Origin of the sequence: Mesorhizobium sp. M7A.F.Ca.US.006.04.2.1 (genome assembly GCF_004022915.1) — a bacterium.
Taxonomy (GTDB): Bacteria; Pseudomonadota; Alphaproteobacteria; order Rhizobiales; family Rhizobiaceae; genus Mesorhizobium; species Mesorhizobium ciceri.
In genome coordinates this window covers 1-3,586 of sequence record NZ_RZQA01000688.1, presented here as the reverse complement: position 1 = coordinate 3,586, position 3,586 = coordinate 1, and the positions used below count along the sequence as shown (strand labels likewise).

The window sequence follows — 3,586 nt, the reverse complement described above, 5'->3', positions numbered from 1 at the left end:
GATCAACATGACCTGCGCCATGTTCATCGATTGCGACGAGTATTTGGTTATGGCGTCGTTGAGGGTGAAGCCGGCCATCGCCACCATCATGAACAATGCGCCGCGAAGATTTGGAGACAGGGGCAAGACGGCTACCGGTTCTGCTAATACATATCGCCCAAAAGTGACCTCGGTTTGGGGAAACGACATGCATAAGAAACAAAGACCTGAAGCGCGTGGCTGAATCCGTTCAAACGCGACGCGCTTCAGGCAGCAAGCCTGTAACAGTCGGGCATGAAACAGCAACAGCAAAGGACTGGGCCACAGCCTTGTTTGTGGCCCTGAATATCGCCTGCGATGGCGAACTTACTTCTTCGGCGTAAGCACCTCGGTGCCATTGCCTTCCTTGCCGGCGATCGTCCAAAGACCGTGCAGCGAACCGTCCGCCGCCACCTTGTAGACGACGAGGCCAATGTCCTTGTCCATGACATAGCCGGCGGAGAAGGCATCATCGTTGCGCATGCAGATGCCGTCGGAAGATGAGCCACCAGTTTCCCAATGGATCGCGCAGGTCGTCCCGCTGGTCAGCGTGATGGTGGCTTCGCCGCCATAGGCCGAGCCTTCGAAGTTGGTGCCGGCGACCGTATAGGTGCCGCCGATCGACTGCGCCGCCGCGGGCACGGCCGCGAGGCCAAGCAGTGCCAGAGAAAGAACGAGTTTGCGCATGGTGTATCCCCCTGTGAGCGAAGAGCAGCTTCCAGGGGAAGGCTAGGCTGGAACAGACTGGCCGTAAATCCGGCTGCGGTTCGCGAACAAGACTTTTTCTGGGGTGTGGTTCGAAACCGTCATGGCCCCTTGAGACTGCCGGCGATGGCGCCGACCAGCGGATCGTATTTCGACTTCAGCGCCGGCGGGTAGTCGACCCAGACCGTACGGATGATACCGTCTTTCCCAAACAGACGTCGCTCGTAGAATATCTTTCCATCCCTCAGGCCCGACAGCACGGCCCAGTCCTTTCCGGCCTTGCTGTAGGTGATCTTGTAGCCCGGCTCCTTGCTCGCCTTCTCCGCCGCGACAAAGCCTTTCGGCGTGTCGTCGTCGACGTTGAGGATGCCCGAGCAGATCAGGCTGGCGCCATCGGCGCTCAGCCATTGCTGTCCGTCGCCATTGTCGGGCTCCGGCTGGCGATCGGTGAAGACGTCGTCGGGAAAGGTGCAGACAGTGCCGAAGCGATCGTTCACATAGGTGAATGGCGCGGCGACCGCACTGGTTGCTGCCATTGTCGCAATGACCAGGAATGAAGAGTGCAGCCGCATGCTCGCCTCGAAGTCATGATCCCGAAGCGATATTGCATAAATTTCACGGAAAGATCAGCCGCCAGTGACGCTCATGTGGCGCGACACCGATGGGCGGCTGGTGCGGCGGTCGATGATGAAGTCATGGCCCTTGGGCTTGCGGCCGATGGCTTCGTCTATTGCTTCGGCGACCAGCTCGTTGCCTTCCGAGGCGCGCAAGGGCGCGCGCAGATCGGCGGCATCTTCCTGGCCGAGACACATGTAGAGGGTGCCGGTGCAGGTCAGCCGGACGCGGTTGCAGCTCTCACAGAAATTATGCGTCATCGGCGTGATGAAGCCGAGCCGTCCGCCGGTCTCGGCGACCTGGACGTAGCGCGCCGGGCCGCCGGTCTTGAAGGGAATGTCGGTCAGCGTGAACTGGCGTTCGAGCGACGCGCGCAGCAGCGACAGCGGCAGGTACTGGTCGGTGCGGTCGGCGTCGATCTCGCCCATCGGCATGGTTTCGATGACCGTCAGGTCCATGCCGCGGCCATGCGCCCAGCGCATCATGTCGGGCAGCTCGGCGTCGTTGAAATCCTTCAGCGCCACCGCATTGAGCTTGACTTTCAGTCCGGCCGCCTGCGCGGCATCGATGCCTTGCATGACCTTGTCGAGATGGCCCCAGCGGGTGATCTTGTGGAATTTGTCGGCATCGAGCGTATCGAGCGACACGTTGATGCGCCTGACGCCGCAATCGGCGAGTTCGGCGGCAAAGCGCGACAGCTGCGAGCCGTTGGTGGTCAGCGTCAGTTCTTCCAGCGCGCCGCTTTCGAGATGCCGCGACAGCTGGCGCACCAGATGCATGATGTTCTTGCGCACCAGCGGCTCACCGCCGGTCAGCCGCAATCGCCTGACGCCCTTTTCGATGAAAACCGTGCACAGCCGGTCGAGCTCTTCCAGCGACAGCAGGTCCTTCTTCGGCAGGAAGGCCATGTCCTCGGCCATGCAATAGGTGCAGCGGAAATCGCAGCGGTCGGTAACCGACACGCGGAGATAGCTGATCGTGCGACCGAAAGGATCAATCATGTCCATGCTTCAAGCGCTTCCCGTGGCCGTGAACGGCTTCGTTATATACCGCTATGTGATACGATCCGGCCTGCTGTTCAAGATAGCGCCTCTCGATCTTTGGTAACATCTCTCAGCCGACATCGCATGTCGGTCGGTCTCATCAGACCTTTTCCCGTTTGGCGAAGCGGCGTAGGGAAGGGCGGATGACACGGGATCGAACAGCATGACCGCACCGAAAGAACTCAGGGTTTCCAAGGACCGCAAACTTCTGTCCGTCACCTTTCCCGACCACCATCCGTTCGAACTGCCGGCGGAACTGCTGCGCGTCGCCTCGCCATCGGCCGAAGTGCAGGGCCATTCGCCGGATCAGCGGGTGACGGTCCCCGGCAAGCGCAATGTGGCGATCCTGAAGATCGAGCCGGTCGGCAACTACGCCGTGCGCATCACCTTCGACGATTTCCACGACACCGGCATCTTCACCTGGAATTACCTGCATACGCTCGGCCACGAGAAGGATGCGCGCTGGGAAGCCTATCTCGCGGAGCTTGCGGAAAAGGGATTGAGCCGGGACCGCTAGATTGATTCCTCTCGCTGTCGTCAAAACGTCATCGAGATGGCGTAGCGCCGGCAAAGGTTTGGAGGCGAAAACATGTCCGTCATCACCACGGTCGAGCAGCTCGAGGCACTCTATGGCGTTCCAGGCGAGGCCTCGCTGGTCAAGGAACTCGACCACGTCATTCCCGAATACGCCGCCTTCATCGAAGCCTCGCCCTTTGTCGCACTGGCGACCAGCGGACCGGAGGGGCTGGACTGTTCGCCGCGCGGCGATCTCGCCGGCTTCGTGCGCATCCATGATCCGAAAACGCTGATGATGCCGGACCGTCGCGGCAACAACCGCGCCGATTCGCTGAAAAACATCATCCGCGACCCACGCGTCGGCCTGCTGTTCCTGGTGCCGGGCTCCGGTACGACGCTGCGCGTCAACGGTCGCGCCCACATCACAACGGATACAGCGCTGTGCGCGTCATTTGCGGTGGACGGCAAGGCGGCGCGATCGGTAACCGTCGTCGACATCGATGCGGTCTATTTCCAATGCGCCCGGGCCATCGTCCGCTCCGAGCTCTGGAACCCGGCAAGGCATGTCGAGCCGAAGTCGCTGCCGACGCCCGGACAGATCCTGGAAATCACCAGCCGCAAGAACATCGACGGCGAAACCTACGACAAGGAATGGCCGGAACGGGCGAAGAAGACGATGTGGTAGGGTT

General features: G+C 61.0%; 5 protein-coding genes and 1 pseudogene. 2 read left to right on the top strand and 4 right to left on the bottom strand.

The features are described 5' to 3' along the window. The 4 genes and pseudogenes from EN925_RS40930 to moaA all read right to left on the bottom strand — a co-directional run. Positions 1 to 126: pseudogene (locus EN925_RS40930) on the bottom strand (EamA/RhaT family transporter); the annotation flags it as partial. A 219-nt stretch (positions 127 to 345) separates the two neighbouring features. Continuing rightward, positions 346 to 705 (bottom strand): hypothetical protein, encoded by a 360-nt coding sequence (locus tag EN925_RS28100; RefSeq protein ID WP_127370295.1) that lies wholly within the window; start codon positions 703 to 705, stop codon positions 346 to 348. A gap of 119 nt (positions 706 to 824) precedes the next feature. Continuing rightward, positions 825 to 1,295: a hypothetical protein gene (locus EN925_RS28095; RefSeq protein WP_024503302.1), complete on the bottom strand. Its 471-nt coding sequence runs from the start codon at positions 1,293 to 1,295 to the stop codon at positions 825 to 827. 54 nt (positions 1,296 to 1,349) lie between these two features. Beyond that, entirely contained in the window at positions 1,350 to 2,345 is a 996-nt protein-coding gene (gene moaA, locus EN925_RS28090) for a GTP 3',8-cyclase MoaA (protein ID WP_127385184.1), read from the bottom strand. A 199-nt stretch (positions 2,346 to 2,544) separates the two neighbouring features. On the opposite strand from moaA, the gene EN925_RS28085 reads away from it, so the two are divergent. Both EN925_RS28085 and EN925_RS28080 read left to right on the top strand, forming a co-directional pair. Beyond that, positions 2,545 to 2,898 carry a DUF971 domain-containing protein gene (locus EN925_RS28085; RefSeq protein WP_013531698.1) on the top strand — a complete coding sequence of 118 codons (354 nt, stop codon included), beginning with the start codon at positions 2,545 to 2,547 and terminating at the stop codon, positions 2,896 to 2,898. A gap of 72 nt (positions 2,899 to 2,970) precedes the next feature. Next, on the top strand, positions 2,971 to 3,582 hold the full coding sequence (locus EN925_RS28080; protein ID WP_063172133.1) for a pyridoxamine 5'-phosphate oxidase family protein: 612 nt from the start codon (positions 2,971 to 2,973) through the stop codon (positions 3,580 to 3,582). Positions 3,583 to 3,586: the final 4 nt, after the last annotated feature.